The organism is Kitasatospora sp. NPDC093806, from assembly GCF_040683335.1.
Taxonomy (GTDB): Bacteria; Actinomycetota; Actinomycetes; order Streptomycetales; family Streptomycetaceae; genus Kitasatospora.
Genome location: NZ_JBFBDO010000023.1, coordinates 52,015 through 77,733 on the forward strand (window position 1 = coordinate 52,015; position 25,719 = coordinate 77,733).

At 72.1% G+C, this 25,719-nt stretch carries 27 protein-coding genes; 16 read left to right on the forward strand and 11 right to left on the reverse strand.

Translation table 11 applies throughout. From position 1 onward, the window contains the following. Positions 1-65 precede the first annotated feature (65 nt). The 7 genes from hemL to AB0N76_RS14660 all read left to right on the forward strand — a co-directional run bounded on the left by hemL (position 66) and on the right by AB0N76_RS14660 (position 7,186). A complete protein-coding gene (gene hemL, locus AB0N76_RS14630) occupies positions 66-1,394 on the forward strand; it encodes a glutamate-1-semialdehyde 2,1-aminomutase (RefSeq protein ID WP_363556887.1) in 1,329 nt (442 codons plus the stop codon). A 61-nt stretch (positions 1,395-1,455) separates the two neighbouring features. After that, on the forward strand, positions 1,456-2,106 hold the full coding sequence (locus AB0N76_RS14635) for a histidine phosphatase family protein (RefSeq protein WP_363556960.1): 651 nt from the start codon (positions 1,456-1,458) through the stop codon (positions 2,104-2,106). A 242-nt stretch (positions 2,107-2,348) separates the two neighbouring features. Beyond that, positions 2,349-2,966: a TlpA disulfide reductase family protein gene (locus tag AB0N76_RS14640; RefSeq protein ID WP_363556889.1), complete on the forward strand. Its 618-nt coding sequence runs from the start codon at positions 2,349-2,351 to the stop codon at positions 2,964-2,966. After that, a complete protein-coding gene (locus AB0N76_RS14645; protein ID WP_363556891.1) occupies positions 2,963-3,736 on the forward strand; it encodes a cytochrome c biogenesis protein CcdA in 774 nt (257 codons plus the stop codon). The genes AB0N76_RS14640 and AB0N76_RS14645 overlap by 4 nt, the downstream gene beginning before the upstream one ends. A gap of 3 nt (positions 3,737-3,739) precedes the next feature. Then, on the forward strand, positions 3,740-5,518 hold the full coding sequence (locus AB0N76_RS14650) for a cytochrome c biogenesis protein ResB (RefSeq protein WP_363556893.1): 1,779 nt from the start codon (positions 3,740-3,742) through the stop codon (positions 5,516-5,518). A gap of 3 nt (positions 5,519-5,521) precedes the next feature. Next, entirely contained in the window at positions 5,522-6,655 is a 1,134-nt protein-coding gene (gene ccsB, locus AB0N76_RS14655) for a c-type cytochrome biogenesis protein CcsB (protein ID WP_363556895.1), read from the forward strand. Between the two features lie 144 nt (positions 6,656-6,799). Then, complete coding sequence (locus AB0N76_RS14660) at positions 6,800-7,186, forward strand: hypothetical protein (protein WP_363556897.1); 387 nt, start codon at positions 6,800-6,802, stop codon at positions 7,184-7,186. Positions 7,187-7,286: 100 nt separating this feature from the next. Here the strand turns inward: AB0N76_RS14660 and AB0N76_RS14665 are convergent, their stop codons facing one another. Continuing rightward, positions 7,287-8,357, reverse strand: coding sequence for a ScbA/BarX family gamma-butyrolactone biosynthesis protein (locus AB0N76_RS14665; protein ID WP_363556899.1), 1,071 nt, complete (start codon positions 8,355-8,357; stop codon positions 7,287-7,289). 363 nt (positions 8,358-8,720) lie between these two features. Between AB0N76_RS14665 and AB0N76_RS14670 the strand changes: the two genes are divergently transcribed. Then, entirely contained in the window at positions 8,721-9,371 is a 651-nt protein-coding gene (locus tag AB0N76_RS14670; RefSeq protein WP_363556901.1) for a ScbR family autoregulator-binding transcription factor, read from the forward strand. Positions 9,372-9,611: 240 nt separating this feature from the next. Here AB0N76_RS14670 and AB0N76_RS14675 read toward each other — a convergent pair whose 3' ends face one another. From AB0N76_RS14675 to AB0N76_RS14690, 4 genes are all read right to left on the reverse strand, one after another. Then, a complete protein-coding gene (locus tag AB0N76_RS14675; protein WP_363556903.1) occupies positions 9,612-10,229 on the reverse strand; it encodes a ScbR family autoregulator-binding transcription factor in 618 nt (205 codons plus the stop codon). Between the two features lie 209 nt (positions 10,230-10,438). Continuing rightward, the gene (locus AB0N76_RS14680) at positions 10,439-10,651 is read right to left on the reverse strand and encodes an acyl-CoA carboxylase subunit epsilon (RefSeq protein WP_363556905.1); all 213 of its coding nucleotides are present in this window, start codon (positions 10,649-10,651) and stop codon (positions 10,439-10,441) included. 82 nt (positions 10,652-10,733) lie between these two features. Then, a complete protein-coding gene (locus AB0N76_RS14685) occupies positions 10,734-12,335 on the reverse strand; it encodes an acyl-CoA carboxylase subunit beta (RefSeq protein ID WP_363556907.1) in 1,602 nt (533 codons plus the stop codon). A gap of 439 nt (positions 12,336-12,774) precedes the next feature. Next, the gene (locus tag AB0N76_RS14690; RefSeq protein WP_363556909.1) at positions 12,775-13,200 is read right to left on the reverse strand and encodes a PLD nuclease N-terminal domain-containing protein; all 426 of its coding nucleotides are present in this window, start codon (positions 13,198-13,200) and stop codon (positions 12,775-12,777) included. Positions 13,201-13,339: 139 nt separating this feature from the next. Here AB0N76_RS14690 and AB0N76_RS14695 point away from each other — a divergent pair, with 139 nt between their 5' ends. Continuing rightward, positions 13,340-14,797: a menaquinone biosynthesis decarboxylase gene (locus tag AB0N76_RS14695; RefSeq protein ID WP_363556911.1), complete on the forward strand. Its 1,458-nt coding sequence runs from the start codon at positions 13,340-13,342 to the stop codon at positions 14,795-14,797. After that, the gene (mqnP, locus tag AB0N76_RS14700; RefSeq protein WP_363556962.1) at positions 14,794-15,702 is read left to right on the forward strand and encodes a menaquinone biosynthesis prenyltransferase MqnP; all 909 of its coding nucleotides are present in this window, start codon (positions 14,794-14,796) and stop codon (positions 15,700-15,702) included. Before AB0N76_RS14695 ends, mqnP begins: the two co-directional genes overlap by 4 nt. A 19-nt stretch (positions 15,703-15,721) precedes the next feature. Here mqnP and AB0N76_RS14705 read toward each other — a convergent pair whose 3' ends face one another. After that, positions 15,722-15,934 (reverse strand): DUF4287 domain-containing protein, encoded by a 213-nt coding sequence (locus AB0N76_RS14705; protein WP_363556913.1) that lies wholly within the window; start codon positions 15,932-15,934, stop codon positions 15,722-15,724. Between the two features lie 46 nt (positions 15,935-15,980). Next, positions 15,981-16,589, reverse strand: a complete 609-nt coding sequence (locus tag AB0N76_RS14710) for a DUF998 domain-containing protein (protein WP_363556915.1) — start codon at positions 16,587-16,589, stop codon at positions 15,981-15,983. Positions 16,590-16,757: 168 nt separating this feature from the next. On the opposite strand from AB0N76_RS14710, the gene AB0N76_RS14715 reads away from it, so the two are divergent. The 5 genes from AB0N76_RS14715 (at position 16,758) to AB0N76_RS14735 (ending at position 21,919) form a co-directional block, all read left to right on the forward strand. After that, the gene (locus tag AB0N76_RS14715) at positions 16,758-17,609 is read left to right on the forward strand and encodes a DUF5753 domain-containing protein (protein WP_363556917.1); all 852 of its coding nucleotides are present in this window, start codon (positions 16,758-16,760) and stop codon (positions 17,607-17,609) included. Positions 17,610-17,646: 37 nt separating this feature from the next. Beyond that, positions 17,647-17,775, forward strand: a complete 129-nt coding sequence (locus tag AB0N76_RS14720; RefSeq protein ID WP_363556919.1) for a DUF397 domain-containing protein — start codon at positions 17,647-17,649, stop codon at positions 17,773-17,775. Positions 17,776-18,124: 349 nt separating this feature from the next. Beyond that, positions 18,125-20,656: a collagenase gene (locus AB0N76_RS14725; protein ID WP_363556921.1), complete on the forward strand. Its 2,532-nt coding sequence runs from the start codon at positions 18,125-18,127 to the stop codon at positions 20,654-20,656. Positions 20,657-20,729: 73 nt separating this feature from the next. Then, positions 20,730-21,209, forward strand: a complete 480-nt coding sequence (locus AB0N76_RS14730; protein WP_363556923.1) for a diadenosine tetraphosphate hydrolase — start codon at positions 20,730-20,732, stop codon at positions 21,207-21,209. Positions 21,210-21,295: 86 nt separating this feature from the next. Beyond that, on the forward strand, positions 21,296-21,919 hold the full coding sequence (locus AB0N76_RS14735) for a DJ-1/PfpI family protein (RefSeq protein ID WP_363556925.1): 624 nt from the start codon (positions 21,296-21,298) through the stop codon (positions 21,917-21,919). 58 nt (positions 21,920-21,977) lie between these two features. On the opposite strand, the gene AB0N76_RS14740 is transcribed toward AB0N76_RS14735, so the two are convergent. Continuing rightward, complete coding sequence (locus tag AB0N76_RS14740) at positions 21,978-22,733, reverse strand: alpha/beta hydrolase (RefSeq protein ID WP_363556927.1); 756 nt, start codon at positions 22,731-22,733, stop codon at positions 21,978-21,980. 64 nt (positions 22,734-22,797) lie between these two features. After that, positions 22,798-23,328: a GNAT family N-acetyltransferase gene (locus AB0N76_RS14745; protein WP_363556929.1), complete on the reverse strand. Its 531-nt coding sequence runs from the start codon at positions 23,326-23,328 to the stop codon at positions 22,798-22,800. Positions 23,329-23,453: 125 nt separating this feature from the next. Between AB0N76_RS14745 and AB0N76_RS14750 the strand changes: the two genes are divergently transcribed. Then, positions 23,454-23,825, forward strand: a complete 372-nt coding sequence (locus AB0N76_RS14750) for a VOC family protein (RefSeq protein WP_363556931.1) — start codon at positions 23,454-23,456, stop codon at positions 23,823-23,825. Positions 23,826-23,832: 7 nt separating this feature from the next. On the opposite strand, the gene AB0N76_RS14755 is transcribed toward AB0N76_RS14750, so the two are convergent. Both AB0N76_RS14755 and AB0N76_RS14760 read right to left on the reverse strand, forming a co-directional pair. After that, positions 23,833-24,822: a hypothetical protein gene (locus tag AB0N76_RS14755; protein WP_363556933.1), complete on the reverse strand. Its 990-nt coding sequence runs from the start codon at positions 24,820-24,822 to the stop codon at positions 23,833-23,835. Further along, a complete protein-coding gene (locus AB0N76_RS14760; RefSeq protein ID WP_363556935.1) occupies positions 24,819-25,709 on the reverse strand; it encodes an ABC transporter ATP-binding protein in 891 nt (296 codons plus the stop codon). Before AB0N76_RS14760 ends, AB0N76_RS14755 begins: the two co-directional genes overlap by 4 nt. Positions 25,710-25,719 lie beyond the last annotated feature (10 nt).

The following is a 25,719-nucleotide window of genomic DNA, read 5'->3' on the forward strand; positions in this document are numbered from 1 at the left end:
CGCCCGGATCATCGTTCCAGATGATGAGGTCCGACATGCAGAGGTGAAGGACACGATTTGAGACCATGTCTCCCGTGAGCTACCCCTACGAAGCACCTCAGTCCCAGTCGCTCTTCGAGCGCGCCTCGGTCGTCACCCCCGGCGGCGTCAACTCCCCGGTGCGCGCCTTCCGCGCCGTCGGCGGTACGCCGCGCTTCATGGTGTCCGGTACCGGCCCCTACCTGACCGACGCCGACGGCCGCGAGTACGTCGACCTGGTCTGCTCGTGGGGGCCGATGATCCTCGGCCACGCGCACCCGGCCGTGCTGGACGCCGTCCAGCGGGCGGTGTCGCTCGGCACCTCCTTCGGCACGCCGGGGCAGGGCGAGGTCGAGCTGGCCGAGGAGATCGTCGCCCGGGTCGCCCCGGTCGAGCAGGTCCGCCTGGTCTCCTCGGGCACCGAGGCCACCATGTCCGCGATCCGGCTGGCCCGCGGCTTCACCGGCCGAGCGAAGATCGTGAAGTTCGCGGGGTGCTACCACGGTCATGTGGACGCTCTGCTGGCCGCCGCCGGTTCCGGCGTCGCCACCTTCGGCCTGCCGGACACCCCGGGCGTCACCGGCGCCCAGGCCGGCGACACCATCGTGCTGCCGTACAACGACCTCGCCGCCGTCGAGGAGGCCTTCCGGGCCCACCCGGGCGAGATCGCCTGCGTGATCACCGAGGCCTCGCCCGGCAACATGGGCGTCGTCCCGCCGCTGCCCGGCTTCAACGGGGGCCTGGCCCGGCTCTGCCGGGAGAACGGCGCGCTGTTCATCTCCGACGAGGTGATGACCGGCTTCCGCGTCTCCAAGGCCGGCTGGTACGGCCTGGAGGCGGCGAACGAGGGCTGGGCGCCCGACCTGCTGACCTTCGGCAAGGTCATGGGCGGCGGCTTCCCGGCCGCGGCCTTCGGCGGCCGCGCCGACGTGATGGCCCACCTCGCCCCGGTCGGCCCGGTCTACCAGGCCGGCACCCTGTCCGGGAACCCGATCGCCACCGCGGCCGGCTTGGCCCAGCTGCGGCACTGCACCGACGAGGCGTACGCGACCGTCGACCGGGTCGCCGCCGAGGTCTCCGGCCTGGTGGCCGCCGCGCTCGCCAAGGAGGGCGTGGCGCACCGGCTGCAGACCGCCGGGAACATGTTCTCGGTGTTCTTCACCGAGGACGCGGTCACCAACTACGCCGAGGCGAAGACCCAGGAGGCCTTCCGCTTCACCGCGTTCTTCCACGCGATGCTCGCCGCGGGCGTCTACCTGCCGCCGTCCGCCTTCGAGTCCTGGTTCGTCTCGGCCTCGCACGACGAGCGGGCGATCGAGCGGATCGCCGCCGCCCTGCCCGCCGCCGCCCGCGCGGCCGCCGAGGCCACGGCCTAGTCCACCCCTAGCCCAGGAGTACTGAGAAGTGAGCGCCAAGGACATCACCGTCGTCCACCTGATGCGGCACGGCGAGGTGCACAACCCGGAGGGCGTGCTGTACGGCCGCCTCCCGGGCTACCGGCTGTCCGAGCTGGGCAAGCAGATGGCCGAGCGGGTCGCCGAGGACCTGGCCGGCCGGGACATCACCCACGTGGTGGCGTCCCCGCTGGAGCGCGCCCAGGAGACCGCCGAGCCGATCGCCAAGGCGCACGGCCTGGAGGTGGCGAGCGACGGGCGGCTGATCGAGGCGGAGAACGTCTTCGAGGGCAAGACCTTCGGAGTGGGCGACGGCTCGCTGCGCAACCCGGGGTACTGGAAGTACCTCACCAACCCGTTCAAGCCGTCCTGGGGCGAGCCGTACCTGGAGCAGGCGGTGCGGATGATGGGCGCGCTGGCCGCCGCCCGGGACGCCGCGCGCGGGCACGAGGCGGTCTGCGTCAGCCACCAGCTGCCGATCTGGATCGTCCGCTCGTTCGTGGAGCGCCGCCGGCTCTGGCACGACCCGCGCAACCGGCAGTGCTCGCTGGCCTCGCTGACCAGCTTCACCTACGAGGGCGACCGGATCGTGTCGGTGGGCTACCGCGAGCCGGCCCGCGACCTGCTGCCGGCGCACCTGGTCGGCAAGGGCCGCAAGGGCGACAAGCCGGTGGGCAAGAGCTTCGGCGCCTGACCCGGGGCACGCCTGATCAGGGGTACGGCCGATTCCGGGGTACGCCCGGGTACGCCAAGGAGACCCTGGACGCGCGGGGCACCCCCAATGGTTCCCGATCCGGCGTAAAAGCGGTTTAAGTAAGACCTGGGTCACACCCCCGCGACACCCCGCGGAACGGTCCCGCCGCAGGTCAGAGGGGGTCCGGCAGACAATGTCGGACCCCCCCGATCCTGCCCGGGACTCCATGCGAAACTTTTCACATGTCTGGCATGACGCGCCCCCGCCCCCGTCTCGCCGCCGCGGCCGCGGTCACCGCCGCCGCTGCCGCGCTGGTCCTCACCGGCTGCAGCTCCTCCGGCTCCTCGGGCGGTGGCGAGGGTCAGATCGGCTTCGTCACGGCCAAGGGCACCAACATCTCGACCGCCGCCGTCGGCCACCGCCAGGACGCGCCGGACATCGGCGGCAACACCCTGGAGGGCACCCCGGCCAAGCTCTCCGACTACCGGGGCAAGGTCGTCGTGCTGAACGTCTGGGGCTCCTGGTGCGGCCCGTGCCGCTCGGAGGCCGACGACCTGCAGCGGGTCTGGGAGAAGTACCAGGGCCAGGGCGTGCAGTTCCTCGGCATCAACACCCGGGACACCGAGGTCAAGAACGCCATCCGGTTCGAGCAGGAGAAGGGCGTCACCTTCCCCAGCCTGTACGACCCGGCCGGCGCCGAGCTGCTCAAGTTCCCCAAGGGCAGCCTCAACCCGAACTCCATCCCGACCACCCTGGTGGTCGACCGGGACGGCAAGCTCGCCGCCCGCGCCGTCGGCGGCCAGACCGACGACGGCCTGGAGGCGATGCTCCAGCCGATCGTGGCGGAGCAGCAGCGGTGAGCGCGGCCGTCCAACTGGCCGACAACATCGGGACCATCCAGAGCGGCGCCCTGCTGGTCGCCGCGCCGATCGCGCTGGCCGCCGGGCTGCTGTCGTTCTTCTCGCCCTGCGTGCTGCCGCTGGTCCCCGGCTACCTCTCCTACGTGACCGGCTTCTCGGCCGCCGACCTCGCCGACGCGCGCGGGGCCCGGCGCGGCCGGATGCTGGCCGGGGCGGCGCTGTTCATCCTCGGCTTCACCGCGGTCTTCGTCTCCGGCGGGGCGCTGTTCGGCCAGTTCGGCGACACGCTGAAGGAGCACCAGGCGGTCATCAGCAGGGTGCTGGGGGCCGTCACCATCGTGATGGGCCTGGCCTTCATGGGCCTGGTGCCCGGGCTGAGCATGCGCGAGGTGCGCTCGCACCGCCGCCCGGTGATCGGCCTGCTCGGCGCGCCGCTGCTCGGCGTGGTCTTCGGGGTGGGCTGGACGCCGTGCATGGGCCCGACCCTGGGCGCGGTCACCAACCTGGCGCTCAACCAGGCCGACGCCCAGCGCGGTGCGCTGCTGATGTTCTTCTACTGCATGGGCCTCGGCGTACCGTTCATCGTGGCCGCGGTGGCCTTCCGCCGGGCGCTCGGCGCCTTCGGCTGGGTGAAGCGGCACTACCCGCTCGTCATGCGGATCGGCGGCGGCATGCTCGTCGCGGTCGGCCTGCTGCTGGTCACCGGGGTCTGGGACTCGATGGTGAACGAGCTGCAGGTCCAGTTCGGCGGCTACGAGATCGGAATCTGACCCGTGAGCAAGACCACGACCGACCGCGAGCCGCTCCCGGCCGCGGCCCAGGGCGAGGCCGAGGACGCGGCCGAGCGGCTCACCACCGCCCCGGTCGAGTCCGACGGCCCCACCGGCATCGGCGCGTTCGGCTGGCTGCGCTGGATGTGGCGCCAGCTGACCTCGATGCGGGTCGCGCTGATCCTGCTGTTCCTGCTGTCGCTCGCGGCCATCCCCGGCTCGCTGATCCCGCAGAACGGCCAGAACCAGTTCAAGGTCGAGACCTGGAAGGCGCAGCACACCACGGTCGCGCCGATCTACGAGAAGCTCCAGCTGTTCGACGTCTACAGTTCGGTCTGGTTCTCGGCGATCTACATCCTGCTGTTCGTCTCGCTGGCCGGCTGCATCGTCCCGCGCACCTGGCAGTTCGTCGGCGTGCTGCGCGCGCAGCCGCCGGCCGCCCCGCGCAACCTGACCCGGATGCCGGTGTACGCGGCCTGGCGGACGGACGCGGACGCCGCGGCCGTCAACGCCGCCGCGCACCGGCTGCTGCGCAAGCGGCGGTTCCGCGCGCACCTGGACGGCGGCGCCGTCGCCGCCGAGAAGGGCTACCTGCGCGAGGTCGGCAACCTGGTCTTCCACCTGTCGCTGTTCGCGCTGCTCGGCGGCTTCGCCTGGGCGAGCCTGGCCAGCGGCACCGGCGGCAAGCTGCTGGTCGAGGGCGACGGCTACTCCAACACCATCACGCAGCTGGACGACTTCACCGGCACCCGGTTCTACGGGCAGGACGACCTCGACCCGTTCTACGTGAAGCTGGCCGACTTCACCTCGAAGTTCCAGTCCAAGGGCAGCCAGATCGGCAGCGCCCGGGAGTTCACCGCGCACGTCGAGTACTACGAGGGCAGCGACTCCTCGAAGCTCAAGCGGGGCACGATCGAGGTCAACCACCCGCTGGAGATCGGCGGCAGCAAGTTCTTCCTGATCGGGCACGGCTACGCCCCGGTCATCACGGTGCGCAACGGGGCGGGCGACGTCGTCTACACCGGCGCGACGCCGTTCCTGCCGCAGGACGGCAACCTGACCTCCACCGGTGTCATCAAGGTCTCCGACTACGGCGCCAAGGACGGGCAGAAGACCCAGCTGGGCCTGTCCGGCTTCTTCCTGCCGACCGCCCCGGTGGCGTTCGACCGGAACACCGGCCCGCGCTCGCTGTTCCCCGGGGACGCGGACCCGGCGCTGGTGCTCAACGCCTACGCGGGAGACCTGGGCACCGACTCCGGCCTGCCGCAGAACATCTACCAGCTCAACACCAAGAAGCTGACCCAGCTCCAGCAGGACGGCGAGCCCGCCAAGGCGCGCCTGAAGCCGGGCCAGGGCTGGACCCTGCCGGACGGCTACGGGACGGTCACCTTCGAGGGCTACAAGCAGTGGGCCAGCTTCAACGTCTCGCACCGCCCGGGCAACGGGATCGCCTTGGTCGGCGCGGTGGCGGCGATCCTCGGGCTGATCGGTTCGCTGTTCGTGCAGCGGCGCCGGATCTGGGTCCGGGCGGTGGCCCTGCCGGACGGCGGGACGCTGGTCGAGCTGGCCGGGCTGGGCCGCAGCGAGTCGGCGAAGATCGCCGAGGAGCTGGCCGAGCTCGCGGTGGACCTCCAGGACGACGCGCCGGCGCTCGACGACGAGTCCGCCGAGTCCGCCGAGTCCGATGAGTCCGACCGCAGCACCACCGAGGCCGACGAGGCCTCCGCACCCTCCGCACCCTCCGAATCCGCAGTCCCCGCCGACCAGAACTCCAAGGAGTAGACGGTGCACCTCGCCTCGTCGGTCGACCCGCAGCTGGCCGACCTGTCCAACAAGCTGATCTATTCGGCGATGGCCGTCTACCTGATCGCCATGTTCGCCTACATGTTCGAGTGGACCTTCGGCTCGAAGGGCGCCGTCGCCGTCCGCTCCACCGAGCAGGCGGGCCTGGCCGGGACCCTCGCCGAGGCGGAGGCCAAGGCCAAGGGCGCCAAGAAGGTCACCGTCACCGTCGCCTCGGCGAGCGGCGGCACCACCACGCTCACCCGCACGGCGCTGGCCGGCGAGGGCGCGACGGTGGTGACCAGCGGGCGCGGCGAGGACGAGGTCGACGGCCCCGGCGCGGCCGGCACCAGCGAGAAGGCCGACCTGTCCGGCCGGATCGCGGTCTCGCTCACCGTGCTCGCCGCCCTGCTGCACGTGGGCGGCGTCATCACCCGCGGCCTCTCGGTGTCCCGCTGGCCGTGGGGCAACATGTACGAGTTCTCCTGCGCCTTCGCGCTCGCCATGACGGTGGCCTTCCTCGGCCTGCTGGCCGCGAAGAAGCCGGTCCGCTGGCTCGGCCTGCCGGTCACCCTGGCCGTCGTGCTCACCCTGGGCATCGCGACCCAGGTGCTGTACACCGAGTCCGAGCAGCTCGTCCCGGCGCTGCACTCGTACTGGCTGGCGATCCACGTCTCCACCGCGATCGTCTGCGGCGGCGCCTTCTACGCGGCGTTCATCACGACCCTGCTGTACCTGGGCAAGGACTCCTTCGACAAGCGGATGGCGGCAGGCCTGGCCAAGGGCCCGCTCGGCACCTCGCCGTCGATCTGGCGCCGGCTGCCCGCCGCGTCGACCCTGGACAAGCTGTCCTACCGGATCAACGCCCTGGTCTTCCCGCTCTGGACCTTCACCATCATCGCGGGCGCGATCTGGGCCGAGGCCGCCTGGGGCAAGTACTGGGAGTGGGACCCGAAGGAGACCTGGTCCTTCATCACCTGGGTCGCCTACGCGTGCTACCTGCACGCCCGCGCCACGGCCGGCTGGAAGGGACGCAAGGCCGCCTACCTGGCCCTCGCCGCCTTCGCCTGCTGGCTGTTCAACTACTACGGCGTGAACATCTTCGTCACCGGCAAGCACTCCTACGCGGGGATCTGACCGGAGAACGGAACCACCCACCGGCCCGGCGCTCCGCAGCAAGGAAGCCGGGCCGAGGTGTGACAGGGGTAGTTCGTGCCGGCCGCCCGGTCCGGCACGGGGAGGAACTGAGGAGGAAATCGCGCAATGGAGTGCGACGAGGTCATGCTGACCGTCCGAATCACCGCCGCCGAGCACCTGCTGCTCCGACGGCTCGCCCAGGGGCACCGGAGCGACGTGTCCGAGGTGGTGGCCGACGGGCTGCTGGACATCATCCCCACGTTCAGTTCGCCGGCCGACGCGTACCGGCTGCTGGGCGCCCTCGCGGCCCCCGCGCCGTGCGCGCTGACCGTCTGGCTGCCGACGCCGCTGGCCGACCTGCTGGTGCCCGGGGCGGCCCGGATCGCCCAGGTGACGCAGGTCCGGATCGGTTCGGCCAGCGCGATGCTGGGCGCCGCGCTGCGGCTCTGGCTGGCCCAGGACCCGGGGCGGCTGGCGGAGAACCTGAGCGTGATGCACGCCGGCCGGCCGTCGGCGCTGGTCGCGGCCTGAGAGCCGCTCGGCGGCCGGCTCGCCCGCCGGGTCGGCCGCTCGGTCGGTAGCCGGGCCGGGGGCCGGCCCGGTCGGCCATGGGGCGGCCCCGGTGGGTCGGTCAGCTGGCGAGCGGCAGGTTGCGGCGGGCCGGCGGCGCCGCGACCGGCCCGCCGTCGGCCGGCGCGGTGAGCAGCCGGCACTCGGCCACCGTCCGGCCGTCCTGCACCAGCATGACCCGGACGGGGGCCCGCCGGCCGGTGCCGGTCCCGCCGGTCCCGCCGGCCGGCTCCTCGCCGCCCTCCCGGACGGCGCGCACCACACAGGGGCGGTCCGGCGCGATCGGGTCGTGGAAGGACGTGACCAGGTCCACCGGAACCACCCGGTCCGGGTGGTTCAGCCGCTGCGCGGCCTGCCGGGCGGCCTCCAGGACGAGCATCCCCGGCAGGTGGTCGGGCGCCGGGTCCAGCGGGTCGAACAGCACCGGGTGGGCGGCGTCGGCGCGCAGCAGCCAGCTGCCGGGCAGCAGCGCCGGGCCGAGCACGACGTCGCCGGCCTGCTGGCGGCCGACCAGTTCCGGCGCGGTGGCCGAGTCCGGGACCCGGGGCCGCTGACCGGGCGGCCGGCCGGGGCCGCGCAGCCGGGCGTACGCGGCGGGGGAGAGCACCCGCAGCCCGCCGAAGCCGCGCCCGACCGGACGGCCGTCCCGTTCGATCTCGGCGTGCACCCGGAGGGCGGCCAGCCGGCCGTGCCGCATCCGGACGTCCTGACAGGTGATCCGGAGCATCAGATCGGTCGGGGCGGCGGTGACGTCGAGGCCCCCGAGACCCGCCGGGCCGAGCGTGTAGCCGAGCTCGTCGAGCGCGTAGTAGTGGTCGCGGGGAACCCCGAAACCGACGTGGCCGACCAGTAGAGCGGCTTGCCGGATGGTCTCCGCCATCAGCACCGGGTCGTGGTGCCGGTCGCCGGGCAGCCGGTAGAAGCCGTGCAGCCGGGGCCATTGGGCGCCGAGCAGGAAGTCGTACGGGCCGGTGGCCTGCCAGCCGGTGATCAGGACCTCGGCGACCGAGGCGCGGTGGACCAGGTGGCGGGAGACGGTGCGTTCGTGGAAGTCGTAGCGGGAGCGGCCGGAGTGGCCGGGGCCGGGGTGGGGATACGGAGCGTCGCCGTCCATCGCGGTGAACACTGGCATGACTGGCCCCACTCCCGGGTGTCGGTCGGCCGGCCGTACGAGCGGCCTGGGCAAAACATACAGGCCACCCGGTTTCTGCTGCGCCTGAGGGGTGGTCACTGGCGCACCCCCGGCGTGCTCACCGTACCCGCGCGCTGGGCTGCGGGAACGTCCGGCCGGTCAGGCCCGGACCTTGGACGGGGGCCGGTCCCCCCTGGACGGCGGGGGCCGTTCAGGGGCTAGATTAGATACCAACCATGCGGTTTCGGGCGGGCGCGGCGGCCGCCGCCGGTCCGCAGACGGGCGCGCCGCACCACCGACGGCGGCGCCGTGACAGCAACCGGGCGAGCCGGAACTCGCCGCGGCCGGGGCCGGAGGGGCCGAGTGGCTAAGCAGGAACGGGCGGGGCGTACCAGGCAGGCCGTGCTGTTCGCCGCGGCGGACACCTTCGCCGACGCGGGCTTCGAGTCGGCCAGCCTGGTCGACATCAGCCGCCGGGCGGGCGTCAGCAAGGGCGCGCTCTACTTCCACTTCGTCTCCAAGCAGGCGCTCGCCGACGGCGTCCGCTCCGCGGCCGCCGACACCATCGGGCTGGCGGTGCTGCGCGCGCTGCGCGGAACCGGACCGGCCGTCCAGGAACTCGTCGACCTCACCCACGAACTGGCCCGGCTGCTGCGCGAGGACGTGGTGGTCCGGGCCGGCGTCCTGCTCGGCCTCGGCGGCCGGCCGGCCGCCTGCGGGGTCGGCGCGGTGGTGGCGCCGGCCGGCACGCCCCCGGAGCCCTCGGCGGACGCCTGGTGGAGCCTGACCGCCGTCTTCCGGACCCTGCTCGACCGGGCCGGGATGGCCGGGGAGCTGCGGGCCGGGCTGGACCGCGGACAGGCCGCCGAACTGCTCACCACGCTGGCGGCCGGGCTGGTCCTGTTCGCCGCCGAGTGCACCGGCCGCCTGGCCCCCATCGCGGTCACCGGCCTCTGGACGGCGGCCCTCCCGGCCCTCGTCCCGCCGGACCAGCTGGCGGCGTACCGAATATAGGCGGGCTGCTATTCGCCCGCTCGCCTCCGGGCCCTCCTGACCCGGCGCCGACGGTCGGCGGGCACGGCGCCACCTCCTCCGTCGGCGGCTTGGCCCTTCTCCCTTTCGGCACCGGCGGGCCCTTCGGCTCGGGGCGGGGTCGCCCGCTCGCCCTGAGACGAGCCTCGGGGCGGGGTCGCCCGCTCGCCCTGAGACGAGCCTCGGGGCGGGGTCGCCCGCTCGCCTCCGGGCCCTCCCGCCCTATGCCGGGGTGCGGTCGTGGGTGTCGAGGCGGGGGAGGGCGTGCGGTTCGACCAGGCCGGGCAGCAGGAGCGTCCAGAGGTCGGCCATCCGCCGGAGCAGGTCCCGGCGGTCGGTCAGCACCTGGGAGCTGAGCTGGATGCCGGTCACCGCGCCGGTGATCACCCCCGCCGCGGCCGCCGGGTCCACCCCGGCGTGCAGCTCGCCCGCGTCCCGGGCGCGCTCCAGCAGTTCGCGGGCCGCGTCGTGCCAGCCCTGGTAGGCGCCGATCTGCGGCTGGGTGAAGCTGCCGTGCTCGATGGTCAGCCGGATCGCGCCGCGCAGCACCGGGTCGTCGAGCAGCGAGTGCGCGAAGGCGTACCCGAGGTCGATGAGGGCCTGCACCGGGCTCTCGGCGGCCGGCCGCCAGGTGGCGAGCCAGGCCCCCTGTCCCTCGATGACGGCCAGCGCCAGCTCCTCCTTCGAGGGGAAGTGGAAGTAGAGCGCGCCCTTGGTGACCCCGGCCCGGTCCAGGATCTCCGCCATGGTGGCGGCCGCGTAGCCGCGCTCGTCGAACACCGCGGCCGCGGCGAGCAGCACCGTCTGGCGGGTCGCCAGCGCCCGGGCCTGCCTGGCCATCGCAGCCTCCCTGGATCGTTCTGGTCGTCGGAGCGGCTGATCCTATGGGTGCGGGCGCGACGCCGGTCCGCGTACCGCGCGGTAAGGGCCCTTTCGAGCCGTCCCGGGAGGGCGCCCCGGCAGGCACCCCCGGAAGGCGCCCCGGAACGCCGACGGCCGGCCACCCCCGTGGAAGGTGACCGGCCGTCGTACGGATGGCGCACGAGCCGTCAGGCGGCCTGCTGCCAGCTGACCGGCGAGTAGTAGGCCGGGCGGCGCTCCAGGCGCTGCCAGTTGGCGATCGGCTCGATCGGCGCGGCGGCGGCCGCGGCCTGCTGGGCGGCCGCGGCGCGGGCCATCAGCACGGCGGTGAGGGCGGCGAGCTCCTCGTCGGTGAGCGAGCCGCGGACGATGTGGACGAGTGGTTCGGCGGAAGCGGTCATGGTCCGGTGTTCTCCCGGCGGAAGGTGTGAGGGATGGTCGTCGGCGCGTCCGGCCGTGCTGCTCGCGGCCGGGCGGCACTTGCTACATCGGAGGGTTGCCGTGCTTGCGGCTCGGCAGGTCCGCGTGCTTGGTGCGCAGCATGGCCAGCGAGGAGGCCAGGACCTGACGGGTCTCGGCCGGGTCGATGACGTCGTCCACGAGGCCGCGCTCGGCCGCGTAGTACGGGTGCATCAGCTCGTTCTTGTATTCCTTGATCTTCTGGGCGCGCATGGCGTCCGGGTCGTCGGCGCCGTTGATGTCGCGGCGGAAGATGACGTTGGCCGCGCCCTCGGCGCCCATGACGGCGATCTCGTTGGTGGGCCAGGCGAAGGAGAGGTCGGCGCCGATCGAGCGCGAGTCCATGACGATGTACGCGCCGCCGTAGGCCTTGCGCAGGATCAGCTGGATGCGCGGCACGGTGGCGTTGCAGTACGCGTAGAGGAGCTTGGCGCCGTGCCGGATGATGCCGTCGTGCTCCTGGTCGACGCCGGGCAGGAAGCCGGGGACGTCGAGCATGGTGACCAGCGGGATGTTGAAGGCGTCGCACATCTGGACGAAGCGCGCGGACTTCTCGCTGGCGTTGATGTCGAGGACGCCGGCCAGCGACTGCGGCTGGTTGGCGATGATGCCGGTGACGTGGCCGTCGATCCGGGCGAGCACGCAGAGCACGTTGGTGGCCCAGCGCTCGTGGACCTCCAGGTACTCGCCGTGGTCGACGATCTCCTCGATCACCTTGCGCATGTCGTACGGCCGGTTGCCGTCGGCCGGCACCAGGTCGAGCAGCGAGTCGTTGCGGCGGTCGATCGGGTCCTCGCTGACCACGGCGGGCGGCATCTCGCGGTTGTTCTGCGGCAGCAGCGAGAGGAGGTAGCGGACCTCCTCGATGCAGGACTGCTCGTCGTCGTAGGCGAAGTGCGCCACGCCGGAGACGCCGGAGTGGACGTCGGCGCCGCCGAGCCCGTTCTGGCTGATCTTCTCGCCGGTGACGGCCTGGACGACGTCGGGGCCGGTGATGAACATCTGCGAGGTCTCGCGGACCATGAAGACGAAGTCGGTCAGGGCCGGCGAGTAGGCCGCGCCGCCGGCGCACGGGCCGAGCATCACGGAGATCTGCGGGATGACGCCGGAGGCCCGGGTGTTGCGCTGGAAGATGCCGCCGTAGCCGGCGAGGGCGGTGACGCCCTCCTGGATGCGGGCGCCGGCGCCGTCGTTGAGGGAGACCAGCGGGGCACCGGCCGCGATGGCCATGTCCATGATCTTGTGGATCTTCTGCGCGTGGGCCTCGCCGAGCGCGCCGCCGAAGATCCGGAAGTCGTGGGCGTAGGTGAAGACCGTCCGGCCGTGCACGGTGCCCCAGCCGACGATCACGCCGTCGGTGTGCGGCTTCTTGGCCTCCAGGCCGAAGCCGGTGGCGCGGTGCCGGCGCAGCGGCTCGACCTCGTGGAAGGAGCCCTCGTCGAGCAGCAGCTCGATGCGCTCCCGGGCGGTCAGCTTGCCCTTGGCGTGCTGGGCCTCGGTGGCCTTCTCACTCGGACCGCGGCGGACCTGCTCACGCAGTTCGTGCAGCTCCGCGACCCGGCCGCGGACGTCCGCCGGGATCTCCGGGGTCTCGTCGCCGACCGGTGCCTGGTGCACAACCGTCATCTCGAACCACTCCAAGGGTGAGGGAACTGTCCGACAGCCAACGTCTGCATGCCCCCGGCTGCGAATCACTTCTTCACTTATGACTGTACGAGGGGCCGCGCGCTGGTTTCGGCGTCGATTCCGTACAAGGTCGCGTCCGTTTAGATGTCAGGGCTGCACAGAAACCGTAGCGTTTCAGCCCCTCCGGCGGGTAGCTGTTCGATTACCGCGGGCTGTCGCGCGGATGGCCGCCGGGTGCCCTACCGGCCAGGAAACCCGCAGGTCAGGGCGGTCGCGACGGGCCGCGAACGGCTTGTGTCAGGTGCCGTTCAAGGGGTGCCCGGGGCGGCCGGGAAAGTTGGGCCGACGGGTCGTCGGTGGCCGGAGAGTCGTAGGGATGCGCCAAAAACACCGCAGCCCACCCGGCGGGTGCCGGGTGGGCTGTCCGGGCGACCCCCGGTCAGCTCTTACGACCCTCTTCCGGGTCTTCCTTGCCGCGGAGCTCGTTCTCGCGGCGGCGCAAATCCGCCTCCCACTGCTTGAGCATGTCCTCGTGCTCGTTGTTGTTCTTCTTCAACGAGGCCAGGAACTCGGGGTCGTCGTCCGGCGCGAGCGGTCGGCCGCCGCGCGGACGGCCGCCCTCCGGATAACCGCCGGCGCCGTGGCCGTCGGAGCCGTAGCCGTCCGCCGCCCCGGTGCGCAGGACCCCGCGCTGCTTGCCGGCCACCAGCCAGGCGATCGAGCCGACCAGCGGGAAGAGCAGCACGATGATCACCCAGACCACCTTGGGGAGGTGCTTCACCTCGTCCTCGGGCGTGGTCAGGCAGTCGATGAAGGCCCACACCCACAGGGCGAGCGGGAGCACGAAGGTCAGAATCCTCAGCACGGCGGCGATCTCCCCCGGCGATGGCGGTGACGGGCGGGCGGCGCCCTCAGCGCGGCGGGCCGGCCCCACCGGGGGCGGCGACCGCTTCAAGGGGGCCCTTGACACAGGCCAGGCTAGCGGGTGGCGGATACTGGCTGGCATGGCATACGACGATCTCCGCTCGTTCCTGCGGGCCCTCGACCGCGAAGGCGACCTCAAGCGCATCAAGGCGGAGGTGGACCCCTATCTGGAGATCGGCGAGATCGTCGACCGCGTGCAGAAGGCCAAGGGCCCGGCCCTGCTGTTCGAGAACGTCAAGGGCTCCTCGATGCCGCTGGCGATGAACGTCTTCGGCACCGAGCGCCGGCTGGCCAAGTCGCTCGGCCTCAAGGGCCCGGAGGACATCTCCGAGAAGATCGCCGGTCTGCTGAAGCCGGAGCTGCCGCAGGGCTTCACCGGCTTCCGGGACGCCTTCGGCAAGCTCGCCTCGATGGCCCACGTGCCGCCGAAGAACGTGAAGTCCGGCGACGCCCCCGTGCACGAGGTCGTGCTCACCGGTGAGGACGTCGACCTGGACGCGCTGCCGGCCCTGTTCACCTGGCCGAAGGACGGCGGCTCCTTCTTCAACCTGGGCCTCACCCACACCAAGGACCCGGACACCGGCGTCCGCAACCTCGGCCTGTACCGCCTCCAGCGGCACGACAGCCGCACCCTCGGCATGCACTGGCAGGTCCACAAGGACAGCCACAACCACGCCGCCAAGGCCGCCGCGCGCGGCGAGCGGCTGCCGGTCGCGATCGCCTTCGGCTGCCCGCCGGCCGTCACCTACGCGGCGACCGCGCCGCTGCCGGGCGACATCGACGAGTACCTGTTCGCCGGCTTCGTCGCGGGCGAGCGGGTCAAGATGGTCGACTGCAAGACCGTCCCGCTCCAGGTCCCGGCCGACGCCGAGCTGGTCCTGGAGGGCTGGCTGGAGCCCGGCGAGATGCTGCCCGAGGGGCCGTTCGGCGACCACACCGGCTTCTACACGCCGCAGGACCCGTTCCCGGCGCTGAAGATCGACTGCGTGACGATGCGCCGCCGCCCGATCCTGCAGTCCATCGTGGTCGGCCGGCCGCCGACCGAGGACGGCCCGCTGGGCAAGTTCACCGAGCGGTTCTTCCTGCCGCTGCTGAAGATCATCATCCCGGACATCGTCGACTACGACCTGCCCGAGGCCGGCGGCTTCCACAACTGCGTGATCGTCTCGATCGACAAGAAGTACCCGAAGCACGCCCAGAAGACCATGCACGCCATCTGGGGTGCCCACATGATGTCGCTGACCAAGCTGATCATCGTGGTGGACTCCGACTGCGACGTCCACGACTACCAGGAGGTCGCCTGGCGGGCCTTCGGCAACGTCGACTACAGCCGCGACCTCACCGTGGTGGAGGGCCCGGTCGACCAGCTCGACCACGCCTCGTACCAGAAGTTCTGGGGCGGCAAGGCGGGCATCGACGCCACCCGCAAGCTGCCCGAGGAGGGCTACACCCGCGACGGCGGCTGGCCCGAGATGGTCACCTCCGACCCGGCGACCGCCGTCCTGGTGGACCGCCGCTGGAAGGAGTACGGGCTCTGATGAGCACCGCCGCCGCACTCCCCGACGTCCCGCCCGGCAAGGTCAAGGCCTTCCTGCGGCTGGTCATGATCGAGCACTCGGTCTTCGCCCTGCCCTTCGCCTACATCGCGGCGCTGACCGCGATGTTCCTCGCCGACCGGCGGGTGCACTGGGGCGAACTGTTCATCGTCACGGTCTGCATGGTCGGGCTGCGCACCTTCGCGATGGCCGCCAACCGGATCATCGACCGCGAGATCGACGCCCGCAACCCGCGCACCGCCGGCCGCGAACTCGTCACCGGCGCCGTCTCGGTGCGGACCGCGTACGTCGGCTCGGCGATCGCCCTGGTGGTCTTCCTCGGCGCGGCCGCCCTGCTCAACCCGCTCTGCCTGGCGCTCGCCCCGGTCGCCGTGGTGCCGATGGTCGTCTACCCGTACGGCAAGCGGTTCACCGACTTCCCGCAGGCGATCCTCGGGCTCGCCCAGGCGATGGGCCCGGTCGGCGCCTGGCTGGCCGTCACCGGCACCTGGTCCTGGGACGCGGTCGTGCTCGGCGCGGCGGTCGGCATCTGGATCGGCGGCTTCGACCTGATCTACGCCTGCCAGGACGTCGACTCCGACCGGGACGGCGGGGTGCGGTCCGTCCCGGCCCGCTTCGGCATCCCGGCCGCCATCCGGGGCGCGCGCGCCTGCCACGTGCTCACCACCCTGCTGCTCGGCTGGTACGCGGTGCTGACCGACGCGGGCGTGGCGTTCTGGATCGGGCTGCTGGTGGTGGCCGGTGCCTTCGTGTACGAGCACACCATCGTCAAGCCGCACGACCTGTCGAAGCTGAACCGGGCGTTCTTCCAGACCAACGGGTTCGTCGGGATCTCGCTGTTCTTCTTCGCCCTGGTGGACCTGGTGGTGCGCGGCCTCGGTATCTGAGGCCGCGCCCCCGGGTCCGCTACTTCCCGCCCTCGTCGAGCGTGTGCTTGACGAGGGCGTTCGCGTGTCCGTGCCCGATCTCGTGCTCCGCCTTCAGCCAGGCGACCAGCTCCATGTGCTTGGTCAACGGGGAGGAGCGGATCAGCTCGATCCAGTGCGAGACGGGGTGGCCGTACTTCTTCTCGATGGACGGGAAGTAGCTGGCGGGGCCCTTGGGTGCGGGGGTGGTCATGGCGGGGTCTCCTGTGGGTTCCGGGTCCGGTTTCCGATGATGATCTTCACGCATGGAGCTTGGTGAGGACAGTGGTCAGCCAGCCGAGCCCCAGCGCGGCGCCGAGGGTGAACGTCAGCACGGTGACGCCCGAGGCGGCGAAGCCGGCCAGCACCGCGACCGTGACCAGCCGGGAGGCGACGGCCCAGCGGCGGTCCAGGTGCCGGGCGAGGACGAGGAACGCGGCGCACAGCGCGAGGAAGCCGACCATCCCGCCGAACATGTGCACCGTGCCGTGCCCGCTCAGCTCCGTCACCCGCTCCTCGGGCGCGCCGACCGGGAACCCGGCGCCGGGGTCGGCGGCGAAGAACCCGTCCAGGACGAACGTCGCACCGAACAGCCCGACCAGCCGCGGCGCCCAGGTGCTGCCCGGCAGCGCCCGGCGCAGTCCGACGGCGCCCGCGACGAGCAGCGCGCCGGTGAGGAGGAACGCGGCCTGCTGGATCCAGCCGAGCTCGCCCAGGCTGAGCTGGCTCAGCGCGTTGCGGGTGAAGTCGAAGCCCTCCCGGGTCAGCCCGCCGGTGACGCCGACGGCGAGGAAGAGCGGCCCGGCGACGGCGCCGGCGGTCAGCAGCGGGCGGGCGGTGGGCGCGGGGATCGCGAGCGTGTTCGTCATGCCAGTAGGACCGGGGGTAGGGCGGGAACTCATCGGACCGGTGGATGTGACGTGGGTCACGTAATGATGCGACAAGCCCACTATCGCTGTTTGTGTTTCGAGCGCCGCTGCGAGTAGTTAGGGTGGCCGCCGTAAGCCCGAACACCGGTTCCTTGAAGGGATTTGGCAATGGCTACGGAGTTCAATCCCTCGCGCTCGGCCCGTGCGTTCTGGGGCCAGGAGGTCAAGCGCCACCGCGAGGGAGCGGGGATGTCGCAGGAGGCGCTGGGGAAGATCCTGTTCTGCTCGGGGGCGTACGTCGGACTGCTGGAGACCGCCGTCCGGAATCCGCAGGAGGGCCTGTCCAGGCTGCTGGACGAGCACATGAAGACCGGCGGGCATTTCATGCGGGTCTACGAGATGTTCAAGAAGGCCTCGCGCTACGCCGAATACTTCGAGCACGCGGCGGAGTTGCAGACCTTGGCGACGGCGATCAGCGAGTTCGCCGCACTCTTGGTGCCGGGGCTGCTGCAAACGCCCGACTATGCACGTGCGCTGTTCGAAGCGGCGCAGCCGCTGCGGAAGGCGGCCGAGAACGAGGAGATGGTCGCAGCTCGGATGTCGCGGGCCGGCCTGCTCGACCGGGAGAAGGCCCCGATGTACTGGGCGGTCCTGGACGAGGCGGTGATCCGGCGGCCCATCGGCGGTCCGGCTGTCATGGGTCGGCAGATGGCGCACCTGGCCGAGCTGGTCCGCAACAGGAAGGCCCTCGTGCAGGTGGTGCCGTTCGCTGCGGGAGCGCACGCGCTGACCGAGGGTTCGCTCTGCCTCATGGCATTCGACGAGGCGCCTCCGACGGCCTATGTCGAAGCCGCGATGACGGGGAATCTGATGGATGAACCGGCGCTGGTAGCCCGGCTCACGCTGTCCTACGATCTGGTCAGGGCTGCCGCGTTGTCGCCGGAGGCGTCCCTGGCCCTGATCGAATCGGCGGCGGAGGACTACGCGAATGCACCCAACCGAGCAGTGGCGCAAGAGTAGTTACAGCGGTGGCAGTGACAGCAACAACTGCATCGAGGTGGATGACGCGCGTCCCGGTTCGGTTCGTGACTCGAAGGACCCGGACGGGCCCCGTCTCCGCTTCGCCCCGGCCGCCTGGCAGGCCTTCGTGACCGCCGTCGCCGACGGGGAGTTCGGCATCGTCTGACGCGTCGACCTGCCACGAATGGACCGTGCACGCCCGGCCGGGTTTCCCCGGCCGGGCGTTCTGCGTCCGAGGGGTGCGGATCAGCCAGACCGTGCGGTCCGTCCGGTGGTGCCGGGTGTCCGATTCGTGGTGTGACATCCCTTCGGGGCCGGTGTGCCACGCCGCAGTTTCCGCGAATAGTGCAGGTCAGCGGCTCGAAGGGGTCGCGAGCAGCGGGGTGGCCGGAATTCTCGTGAAATATAACCTGTGACATTGTTCTGATCTCCAGCCGGTGACAGGATCCACGCCAAATCTCCTTCCTCCAGGCCCGACCCCACGTCGGGCCGCCCCCACTCACGAAGGATTCGGCGTGCTCCTGCGCACCAGACTCTCCATGCTCGCAGCCGGCGTCGTCGCCTGTTGCGCCACGGCCACCGCCGTACTGCCGGCCCAGGCCGCCTTCGCGGCGCCCCCGGTCGCCACCGCCGCTCCGGCCCCGACCAAGACCCCGGCCCCGACCAAGCCCGGCCCGATCGGTCTCACCGCCCCGACCGTGACGACGGGGTCCGAGGAGCTCGCCGAGCCGGCCGCCCCGCTGCCCCCGGCGCTCATCGGCGCGACCAGCCTGACCGATCCGGCCGCCACGGCCGAGGCGAGCGCCCCCGCCGCGTTCAAGTCCCTCGCCGCGCCCAGCTGCACCCCGGCCGACTTCGCCGCCCTCACCGGGGCCGACCTGGTCGCGTTCATCAAGAGCCAGACCGTGGAGTGCGTCAAGACGCTGTTCACCACCGGCGACGGCTCCCCCGGCGTCTTCGAGCAGTCCCGGATGCTGTCCGTCGCGGCCGCCCTCAAGGACCTGACGGCCGGCTACACCGGCGACAACTCGACCGGCATAGCCCAGCTGGTGAAGTTCCTGCAGGTGGGCTACTACATCCAGTTCCGCCACCCGGCCGAGACCGGCCCGTACACCGGCGAGCTCACCACCGCCGTCACCTCCGCCCTGGACGCGCTCTTCGCCGGCACCCGCTGGCGCGACGTCAGCGAGGAGAACGGCCGCGTCCTCAAGGAGGTGGTGTGGCTGACCGACAGCGCCAACGTCCAGGCCCGCTACACGGCCGCCTACAAGCGGATCCTGGACGGGTACGACAACACCTACAACGCGTTCCCGCAGATGGTCAGCGCGGTCAACTCGGTGCTGTACTACCCGCTCTGGGCCGGCTACCGGAACCAGGACTTCACCCGGGCGCTCGCCGCCGACCCGGCGCTCGTCAACTCGCTCGCCGACTTCGCGATCAAGCACCGCGACCTGCTCGGCGGCTCCAACGCGGTGCTCGACACCAACGCGGGCAACGACCTGGCCCGGTTCGCCGGCACCAGCCCCGCCGCCGAGGCCCTGGCCAAGCCGCTGGTCAAGAAGGTGCTGGACTCCGCCCCGCTGCTCACGTCCTTCGGGTCGCTGTACGTGTACACCGCCGTCCAGGCCTCGTACTACAACAGCGGCCAGTGCTCCTACTACGGCATCTGCGACCTGCCGGCCAAGCTCACCTCGGTGGTCCTGCCGAACCAGCTGGTCTGCGACAACCGCACCCTCCAGGCGCAGGCCCTGTCGGCCGCCGAACTGGCCACCGTCTGCGAGAGCCTGCGCAAGCAGGACGCCTTCTTCCACGGCGTGGCCAAGGACAACGGGCCGATCCCGGACCAGTACGCCAAGACCGTCACCTTCGGGATCTTCGCCAACAAGGCCGAGTACACCACCTACTCGTGGGCGATCTTCGGCAACAGCACCGACAACGGCGGCCAGACCGTGATGGACACGACCGACCCGAACCGGCGGGCCGCGACCGTGATGTACCAGAAGGCCTGGAACCTCAACGACCCGGCGCGGGTGTGGAACCTCAACCACGAGTACACCCACTACCTCGACGGCATCTACAACCTGAAGGGCAAGTTCGCGACCCAGACGTCCGTCCCGGACCTCTGGTGGATCGAGGGCCTCGCCGAGTACGTCTCGTACACCTACCGCGGCGCCTCCGACACCGACGCGATGGCCCAGGCGGCCAAGCACACCTACCCGCTCAGCACCCTCTTCCAGAGCACCTACGCCAACTCGGACTCGACCCGCACCTACCCGTGGGGCTACCTGGCCGTCCGGTACATGGTCGAGAAGCACCCGGCCGACGTGCAGGCGATGCTGGAGCGGTTCCGGGTCGGTGACTACCCCGGCGGCTACGCCGTCTACAACAGCCTCGGCACCTCCTACGACGCCGACTTCGACGCCTGGCTCACCGCCTGCGCCGCCGGCGCCTGCTACGCCGCCGGTCCGACCGCGCTGTTCGACACCACGGTGAACGGCGCCACCGTCAGCGCGAGCGAGCGCTCCGTGCAGACCGGCCCGGGCCGGATCACCGCCTGGCACTGGACCTTCGGCGACGGCACCTCCTCGGAGGAGCGCAACCCGAGCCACACCTACGCGCTGCCCGGCTCGTACAGCGTCGCCCTGACCGCCACCGACGACAGCGGCCGGATCGGCACCACCGTGGCCACCGTCACCGTGACCGCCCCGGTCTCCCTGCCGGCCTGCGCCGAGCAGCGCACCGACGCGATGGGCCGGAACTGCGCCCGCGCCGATCGCGCGGCCACCAAGGGCAACACCGACTACCTGTACGTCTACCTGCCGGCCGGGACCACCACGCTGAAGGTCTCCGCCACCGGCGGCACCGGCTCCGCCTTCCTCTACTACAACGCGGACACCTGGGCGTCGCCGACGGCCTACACCGCCGCCTCGACGGTCAACGGCACCACCCAGACCCTCACCGTCACCAACCCCACGGCCGGGTACCGCTACCTCAGCCTGTACGCCGTCACCGACTTCAGCGGCGTCACCCTCACCACCCAGTTCTGACCCCACGGCGGTTCCGAGCGCCCGGCCGGACCCACCGGCCGGGCGCTTCCGTGCGGACCCTAGGATCCCGTCCATGATCAACGACAACGCGGACTGGAAGTCCGACCGTATCGGCAGCGCCCTGCGCGGCGAGAACCCCACCGTCATCCGCCGCCTCGACGCCGGGTTCGCGGTGATCGGCGACGTCCAGTTCCTGCCCGGGTACGCCGTGCTGCTCACCGACGACCCGGACGTCCAGCGCCTCTCCGACCTGCCGCGCCCGCGCCGGCTCGCCTACCTGGCGGACCTCGACCGGCTCGCCGAGGCCGTCGAACGCGCCTGCGGCGCGGCCGACCCGGCGTTCCGGCGGGTCAACCTGGAGATCCTCGGCAACACCGACCCGATGCTGCACGCCCACGTCTTCCCCCGCTACGACTGGGAGCCCGAGGACCTCGTCCGCTTCCCGGTCTGGCTCTACCCGCACGACCGCTGGACCGACCCCCGCTACGCCCTCGCCCCCGCCCACGACCCCCTCCGCGCCGCCATCGGCGCCGAACTCGACGTGCTGCGGTAACCGCGGCGGGGGCGGACCACTCGATCTCGTGAATTTGGGCGGGTGAGGGCCGGGGGCGGGGTCAACTCGGGCCTACGCTGCGGGATATGGACATCGTCATTCCACTTTACGAGGACTTCGAGCCGCTCGACGCGGTCGGGCCGTACCAGATGCTCTCCCACCTTCCCGGGGCCGCGGTGCGGTTCGTGGCGGTGGGGGAGACCAAGCAGGTCAACGACTCGCTGGGCGGGCTGCACCTGGACGTGGGGGCCCGGTACCAGGACGTCGACGCGTGCGACGTGCTCGTCGTGCCGGGCGGGCCCGGGGCCAGGCGGCTGCTGACGGACGGCGCGTTCGTCGACTGGGTGCGCCGGATGCACGCGGGCACGCAGTACACCACCTCCGTCTGCACCGGCGCGCTGGTGCTCGGGGCGGCCGGGCTGCTCGACGGCCTCGACGCGACCACGCACTGGGCGTCCGGCAAGGACCTGGCGCAGTACGGGGCCACGTACACCGGCGAGCGGGTGGTCCGGCAGGGCCGGATCATCACGGCGGCGGGCATCTCGGCCGGCTTGGACATGGCCCTGCACCTGGCCGCCCTGCTCACCGACGACACCACCGCCCAGGCGGTCCAGCTGCACGCCGAGTACGCCCCCGAGCCGCCGTTCGACTCCGGGACCTGGGAGAAGGCCTCGCCCGCCGTCCGGGAGCTGGTCCACCAGCTGCCGTGAGGGATCAGCGGCCCCCGGGCCGGTGGGCATGCCACCGGCCCGGGGGCCGCGGCCGGGTCTACCGGCTCAGGAAGGACTCGATCGAGACCGCCAGCGCGACCGGCGTCTCGTGCATCGGGTAGTGGCCGCTGTCGGCGATCTCCTCCAACTCGGACCCGGGGTAGTGGCCGAGGAAGGCGGCGCGCATCGCCTCGGCGCTCAGCAGCGTGTCGTGCCGGCCCACGATCACCTTGACGGGCAGCGGGTTCCCGGCGACCCGGTCGACCAGGTCGGCGGCGGTCCAGTCGCGGACGTAGGCGCCGAAGGCCTCGCGGGTGGACAGCTCCAGCGAGCGGGCCGTCATCAGGTCGAGCCAGACCCGGCCGGCCCGGTTCCCGGTCACCCGGTCGAGGATCGCGTACCGCTTCTCCCGGTCCTCGGCCGCGCCGAAGAACAGCTTCTCGTCGTCCGGGCCCATCGGGTACGGGCCGGGCGGGACGGGCGTCAGGCCGACCAGCTTCCGCACCCGGTCCGGGGCCTGGGCGAGCACCTGCTGCGCGGCCTTGCCGCCCATCGAGTGCCCGACCAGCGAGAAGCTCTCCCAGCCGAGCTGGTCGACCAGCGCGAGCGCGTCGTCCGCGATCTCGGCCAGCGTGTAGGCGCCGGGCACGTCCTTGCGCTCGCCGTAGCCCCGGTAGTCGAGGAAGGCGTAGCTGAAGGCGGCACCGTCCAGGTAGTCCGGGAACGGGCCCCAGCCGGCGCTGGTGCCGAACCAGTCGTGCAGTACCAGGACCTTGTGGTCGCCGGTGCCGATCAAGCGGTGAGGAATCGTCATGCCCGCTGTGCTGCCCAGGGGCGGGCGCCGCCGAACGCCCGCCGGAGCCGCGCCGGAGTGCGCCTCAGAGCGCGCGCCGGTACGCCACACCCGCGCGCCCCCCGACGGTCTGCGCGCCGACCTCGGTGAATCCGGTGCGGGCCAGCACGGCCCGCGAGGCGGCGTTGTCGAGTGTGGTGACGGCGGTGAGCGCGGTCAGCCCGTACTCGGCGGCGGCGATCCGGCACAGCAGTTCGACGGCCGCTCGCGCGACCCCGCGCCCGGCGGCGGACTCGGCCACCCGGTACCCGAGTTCGGCGCTGCCGTCGGTGGCGTCCACCAGGTTCACCCGGCCGACGATCCGCCCCTCGGCGTCCAGGACGAGGTGGAAGTGGCAGATGCCGTCGGCCTGCTCGGCGAGCAGCGCGTGGTGGCGGGCGGCGAAGCCGTCGGGGGTGAAGTAGGCGTCGCCCCGGTCGGGCACCGAGCGTCCGAAGTACGCCCGGTTCTCCCGCTCGAACGCCAGGACGGCGTCCGCGTGCTCGGCGGCGAGCCGCACCAGCCGGATGATGCCGTCGGCGAGCGACCCGAGGCCCGAACCCTCTCCTGTGATCATCTGCTCATCGTCATCCCCGACGGGACCACTGTCCAGCCTGCGCGCGGTGGCGGGAACGCGCTGGACGGGTCCGTGTGGTCGGCGCGATGATCGCCGTCGATCCGTCCCCCTCGAAGGAGCTTCCGATGATCGGCACCCTGCAGTGCGTCGTCCTCGACTGTCCGGATCCGGCGGTGCTGGCCCGGTTCTACGCCGGGCTGCTCGGGGGCGAGGTGGACCGGCCGGATCCGCGCTGGTCGTTGGGGGAGGACTGGTCGACCCTGCACACGCCCGGTGGGCTGGTGCTCTGCTTCCAGCGGGTCATCGGGCACCGGCCGCCCCGCTGGCCGGACCCGGAGCACCCGCAGCAGGCCCACCTCGACGTCGACGTCCCCGATCTGGCCACCGCGGAACCGGCCGTGCTCGCCCTCGGCGCCACGCTCCTGCATGACGCCGGGGGCTGGAGGATCTACGCCGACCCCGCCGGCCACCCGGTGTGCCTGCTCCCGGCCGGGTGACCGCACCTCAGGAGATGCGCCGGATCCGGTGGACGGCGAAGGCGAGGAGCAGGGCGGTGAGGGTGAGGAAGATGCCGGTCTCGACGGCCTGGAAGGTCCAGAAGCGGCCGGGGGGCTGGTACTCGCGCCAGTTGGTGTAGGGGCCGGGGCCGAGGCCCTGGTCGGCGAGGCGGGGCAGGCAGCTGGCGAGCGAGCCGTCGGACTCGGGGCCGCAGCCGATCTGGCCGTCCGGGACGACCAGGGCGCCGGTGCCGTTGCGGACGCCCTCCGCGTAGACCCAGGACCCGTTGAAGCGGTTGGCCATGAGCACGCTGTCGATGCCGTAGGTGAGGGTGCGCGGGGCGAGGAAGTGCGGGCGGAGCAGGACCTCGACCACGGCGCGGACGGCGATGAACGCGACGAGGGAGATGCCGATCGTCGGCAGCACCTTGCGGCTCATCGTGCCGACGAGGATCCCGAGCGCCACCGCGAAGAGCGTGTAGCCGATCGGGGCGATGCCCTGGACGTCGAAGACCAGGTAGCGCAGGCGCCCGAGGCCGTTGGCGGCGAACGGGGCGAGCCACCAGGCGGCGCCGAGCGAGTACGCCACGGAGAGGACCAGGGCGACGGCGCCGATCAGCCCGAACTTGGCGAGGATCCAGGTGCGCCGGTTGATGCCCTGGGTCCAGACCATCCGGTGGGTGCCGCTCTCGATCTCCCGGGCGACCAGCGGGGCGCCGAGCAGCAGGCCGACCGCCGCCGGCAGCAGGACGAACAGGATGGCGACGAAGGTCAGGCTGCGGTACTTGCCGTCGAACTGCGAGCTCAGCGCCTGGCAGGAGTCGCCGCCGACGAGGTCGGCCTGGCCGAGGGCGCGCAGGCAGGCGCCGAGGCCGGAGTCCTCGAAGGTGGCGCGCGTGGTCAGGCCGGTGGGGAGCAGGACGGCGATGAGGACGGCGAGGGTGACGGCCGTCCACAGGGCCTGCTTGCGGTGCTGGCGCCAGGTGAGCCAGATCATGCGGTCACCTCCGAGGAGGCGGCGGCCGGGGCGGCGGCGCCGAGGTGGGCGAGGACGAGGTCCTCCAGGGTGATGTCGTGCACGGCCCAGCGGCTCTCGTCGACGGGCCCGTCCAGCCGGGCGAGCAGGGTGGACTGCCGTTCGGTGTGGCTGGCGTGGATCACCGCGGCGACGCCGGGGACGCCGCTCCCCGCGGTGATCCGGGGGCCGGTCAGCCGGCGGTGCGCGGCGAGCAACTCGTCGACGGGGTCGGAGAGCTGGACGCGCGAGGTGTGCAGCAGGACGAGGTGGTCGCAGACCCGTTCGAGGTCGGCGAGCAGGTGCGAGGAGAGCAGGACGGTGGTGCCGTAGTCGCCGACCGCGCCCATCAGCTCCTGCATGAACTCGTGCCGGGCGAGCGGGTCGAGGGCGGCCACCGGTTCGTCGAGCAGCAGCAGGCGGGGCCGTTTGGCGAGCGCGAGCCCGAGGGCGACCTGGGCGCGCTGGCCGCCGGAGAGCCGGCCGACGGGCCGGTCGAGCGGGATGCCGAGCCGGGTGAGCCGGTCGCGGGCGACCTTGGCGTCCCAGCGGCGGTTGAGCCGGCCGCCCATGGTGATGAGCTCGGCGGCGGTGAAGTCGGGGTAGAGCGGGGTGTCCTGGGCGACGAAGCCGATGTCGGCCAGGGCGCCGGGGTTGTTGTGCGGGTCCTGTCCGAAGACCCGGACCGTGCCGGTGTCGGGCCGGAGCAGGCCGACGGCGAGGTGGAGCAGGGTGGACTTGCCGGCGCCGTTGGGCCCGACCAGGGCGGCGATCCGCCCGGTGGGGAGCTCCAGCGAGCAGTCCTGGAGGGCCTGGGTCCGGCCGTAGTGCTTGCCTAATCCGCTTGTCTGCAAAGCGACTTCCGTCATGTCTTCCCCC

Bases quoted from the DNA above. Each gene is read 5' to 3' on its own strand.
- AB0N76_RS14640 (WP_363556889.1), top strand. From the start codon at position 2,349: ATGTCTGGCATGACGCGCCCCCGCCCCCGTCTCGCCGCCGCGGCCGCG.
- AB0N76_RS14715 (WP_363556917.1), top strand. From the start codon at position 16,758: ATGGCTACGGAGTTCAATCCCTCGCGCTCGGCCCGTGCGTTCTGGGGC.
- AB0N76_RS14760 (WP_363556935.1), bottom strand. From the start codon at position 25,709: ATGACGGAAGTCGCTTTGCAGACAAGCGGATTAGGCAAGCACTACGGC.
- AB0N76_RS14705 (WP_363556913.1), bottom strand. From the start codon at position 15,934: ATGACCACCCCCGCACCCAAGGGCCCCGCCAGCTACTTCCCGTCCATC.
- AB0N76_RS14675 (WP_363556903.1), bottom strand. From the start codon at position 10,229: ATGGCCAGGCAGGCCCGGGCGCTGGCGACCCGCCAGACGGTGCTGCTC.
- AB0N76_RS14685 (WP_363556907.1), bottom strand. From the start codon at position 12,335: ATGACGGTTGTGCACCAGGCACCGGTCGGCGACGAGACCCCGGAGATC.
- AB0N76_RS14695 (WP_363556911.1), top strand. From the start codon at position 13,340: ATGGCATACGACGATCTCCGCTCGTTCCTGCGGGCCCTCGACCGCGAA.
- hemL (WP_363556887.1), top strand. From the start codon at position 66: ATGTCTCCCGTGAGCTACCCCTACGAAGCACCTCAGTCCCAGTCGCTC.
- AB0N76_RS14735 (WP_363556925.1), top strand. From the start codon at position 21,296: ATGGACATCGTCATTCCACTTTACGAGGACTTCGAGCCGCTCGACGCG.
- AB0N76_RS14755 (WP_363556933.1), bottom strand. From the start codon at position 24,822: ATGATCTGGCTCACCTGGCGCCAGCACCGCAAGCAGGCCCTGTGGACG.
- AB0N76_RS14710 (WP_363556915.1), bottom strand. From the start codon at position 16,589: ATGACGAACACGCTCGCGATCCCCGCGCCCACCGCCCGCCCGCTGCTG.
- AB0N76_RS14750 (WP_363556931.1), top strand. From the start codon at position 23,454: ATGATCGGCACCCTGCAGTGCGTCGTCCTCGACTGTCCGGATCCGGCG.
- AB0N76_RS14635 (WP_363556960.1), top strand. From the start codon at position 1,456: ATGCGGCACGGCGAGGTGCACAACCCGGAGGGCGTGCTGTACGGCCGC.
- AB0N76_RS14665 (WP_363556899.1), bottom strand. From the start codon at position 8,357: ATGCCAGTGTTCACCGCGATGGACGGCGACGCTCCGTATCCCCACCCC.
- AB0N76_RS14740 (WP_363556927.1), bottom strand. From the start codon at position 22,733: ATGACGATTCCTCACCGCTTGATCGGCACCGGCGACCACAAGGTCCTG.
- AB0N76_RS14730 (WP_363556923.1), top strand. From the start codon at position 20,730: ATGATCAACGACAACGCGGACTGGAAGTCCGACCGTATCGGCAGCGCC.
- AB0N76_RS14745 (WP_363556929.1), bottom strand. From the start codon at position 23,328: ATGATCACAGGAGAGGGTTCGGGCCTCGGGTCGCTCGCCGACGGCATC.
- AB0N76_RS14660 (WP_363556897.1), top strand. From the start codon at position 6,800: ATGCTGACCGTCCGAATCACCGCCGCCGAGCACCTGCTGCTCCGACGG.
- AB0N76_RS14680 (WP_363556905.1), bottom strand. From the start codon at position 10,651: ATGACCGCTTCCGCCGAACCACTCGTCCACATCGTCCGCGGCTCGCTC.